General features: G+C 63.0%; 1 protein-coding gene. It reads left to right on the top strand.

Annotated features, from left to right (window positions below; all coding sequences use genetic code 11):
• Window positions 1–26 precede the first annotated feature (26 nt).
• The coding region (locus I5M_RS17580) for a PAS domain S-box protein (RefSeq protein WP_244432043.1) at window positions 27–3,099 on the top strand (3,073 nt) is incomplete at its 3' end.

The raw sequence follows: 3,099 nt of genomic DNA, 5'->3' as shown, positions 1-3,099 counted from the left end.
TCATCGTCGTCTTATCGCTCAGCGCTATGATGGCCGGATGGGTCGCGCGGCAGAACGCAGTGATCGCCACGGAGCGGCTCGATGCGCTGGGCAAACGCCTCACTGATCAGATCGAGTCGCGGTTGCGGGGTTATCAGCACGGTCTGTTGTGGGCTCGCGGCGCAATCACGGCGGGCGGCGGCGAGCAGATCGATTTCGAGGAATTCCGGCAGCTCGGGCTGACGCGCGGGATGGCCGCAGAATTCCCCGGCGTCCTCAGCGTCGGCTTCGTCCGCTTTGTCAAACCCGGACAGCGTGACCTGTTCGTGGCTCGGGCGCGCGCCGAGGGCCAGCCGTCGTTCGATATCAAGTCGATGGTGCCGCATGCCGGCGAGACTTATGTGATCGAGTATGTCGATCCGATGGAGGAGCACGGTGAAGCCATCGGTTTCGATATCGCATCCGACGCGAACCTGAGGACGACCGCAGACGCGGCCGTTGCCAGTGGCCAGGCGACGCTGACCGGGCCGATCGAGTTCAATCTGGCGCGGGGGATTGCGCGGGACGGTGTGCTGCTGATGTTGCCGGTGTTTCGGCGCGGCAGTCCGGTCGAAACGGTCGAGCAGCGGCGCGCTGCAGTGATCGGCTGGACCTACATGGAGGTCGCGATCGACGACGTGCTGACGTCTCTGGCGGCCGACGGCCGGCTGTTCGGCTTCTCGCTCGCGGACGAAGGCCACATCCCGTTTCACGCCAGCGCCTCCGATCGCGGCATGGAGCAGGCGATCGGTCCGCGCCGGACACGTATCGATATTTACGGCCGGGTGTGGGAGCTGAAGTGGTGGGCCAAACCGGGCTTCATCGCCTCGCTGGATCTTCCCAGTCCGGCCGTGACCTTTGCTGTGTCGCTGGCAATCAGCCTGATGATCGCCGGTCTGATCGAGCTTCACCTGTCTCAAGCCGACCGTCGCAACGAACGCAATGCCGAGCGTGCGCGACTTGCCGCGATCGTCGAAGGCTCCAGTTACGCGATCGTCGCCACGTCGCTCGACGGCAGGATTCTCAGCTGGAACAAGGCCGCGGAACGCCTATTCGGCTACACCGCCGAACAGGCCATTGGTCAAGACGCCGGTAATCTGCTGGTTCCCGAAGCGCTTCGGGAAGAAGAGCGGCAGATGCTGGAAGGCATTCGGGACGGCAAGTCGTTTGCCTATCTGTGGACCAAGCGCAAGAAGGCGAACGGCGATCTGGTCGATGTCGCGGTGAGCATCTCGCCGATGCATTCGGACGATGGTCTGTTGATCGGCATATCCGCATCTGCGCGCGACATCACCGATCTGGTCGAGGCCGAGCGAGAGGTTCACAGTCGCAATGCGTCGCTGGCGCAGCAAGTCGCCGAACGCACTGCTCAGCTCGAGAAGACACTGACGCTGCAAAGCGCCATTCTCGAACGCGCCGCCTACGCGGTGATCGCCACGGACGTTCGCGGCATTATCACGGTGTTCAACCCTGCTGCCGAACGCATGCTCGGCTACAAGGCCGAAGAGCTGATCGGGCGGGCGTCTCCGCTGCTGTTTCACGATCCACGGGAGCTGGCGGAGCAAGCCGACGCATTGAGGGCGCAGGGCATCGCGGCCGAGCCGAATCTCCGCGTATTGCTACATCGCCTCCGGCAGAACGATCCTGATACGGCGGTCTGGACCTATATCGACGAGCTCGGGAACCGTATTCCGACTCGGCTGACTCTGAGCCGGCTGCGAACCAAGGATGGGGTCAATCTCGGTGTCCTCGGCATCGCGATCGACCTCACCGAGCAGCTCAAGTACGAGAACGAACTCAAGGCGGCGCGCGCCAGCGCCGAGCAGGCGAGCGCCGCCAAGGCCGACTTTCTGGCCAATATGAGCCACGAGATCCGCACGCCGCTCAACGGCATCATCGGCTACGCCGACCTGGCGCTCGAAGATCAGACCTTGGCGCCTGAAACCCGCCGGCAGCTGTCGCGCATCTTCGAGGCTAGTAATTCGCTGCGGGTGATCATCGACGACATTCTCGATTTCTCGAAGATCGAAGCCTGCGGCGTCAAGCTGGACAGCAAGCCGCTCTACATCAACGAACTGATCGAGAACTGTGCCTCCATCATCGAGCCCAAGGCCGACGAGAAGGGGCTCACGCTGATCGCCACGACACGTGATACGCCGCCGGTGCTGATCGGAGATGCCGTCCGGCTGCGGCAGGTGATGCTGAACCTGATGAACAACGCGGTCAAATTCACGGCGAACGGCTGCGTCGAGCTCATCGTCTCCTGTCTGTCGAATAACGGCACCGCGGCGCAGCTCCGTATCGCCGTCAGGGATACGGGCATCGGCATTTCGAACGACGAGCAGAAGCTCTTGTTCAAGCGCTTCAGCCAAGCCGACGAAACGATCTCGCGCAAATACGGCGGCACCGGCCTCGGCCTGGCCATTTCGCAACGCATCGTCCAGGCGATGGGCAGCGAGCTGAAGATCGAAAGCGAGCCTGGCTTCGGTAGCAGCTTCTATTTCGACCTGGAATTGCCGATCGCCGGACAGATCGACATCGAGCAGCACGACGGCCCGGTTCGCAGCAACCGCTGCGCCCGCATTCTGGTGGTCGACGATGTCGAGATGAACCGCGAGCTTTGCAAGACGATGCTGACCCGCGACGGCCATGAGGTCGACCTCGCCGAGAACGGCGGCACGGCGATCACCATGGTCGGCAGCCGCAGCTACGACATGATCTTCATGGACGTACAGATGGGCGAGATGGATGGTATGGAAGCGACCCGTCGCATCCGCGGCCTGGGCGCCGCGCTGCAGAGCGTCCCGATCATCGCCCTGACGGCGAATGTGTTGCCCGAGCAGGTCGCGCGCTACAAGTCGGCCGGCATGGACGATCACCTCGGCAAACCGATCAATCGGGTCGAACTTCTTGCCTGTGTCGCCAAGTGGATCGACGGAGATGTCCCTCGCGTGGCGTCTGGGCCGCTCGTGCCGGAGTTGCAGTCGAACGAGCCGCCGGTGCGAGACAATAGTGCATTGGAAGAACTGCGCCTGTTTGCCAGTGATCAGGACATCGCTGGTTTCGCGACGCAGCTTCGCG

The sequence above is a fragment of the Rhodopseudomonas sp. B29 genome (genome assembly GCF_000333455.1).
In the GTDB taxonomy this organism is placed as follows: domain Bacteria; phylum Pseudomonadota; class Alphaproteobacteria; order Rhizobiales; family Xanthobacteraceae; genus Rhodopseudomonas.
This window is presented reverse-complemented; position numbering and strand designations above follow the sequence as displayed.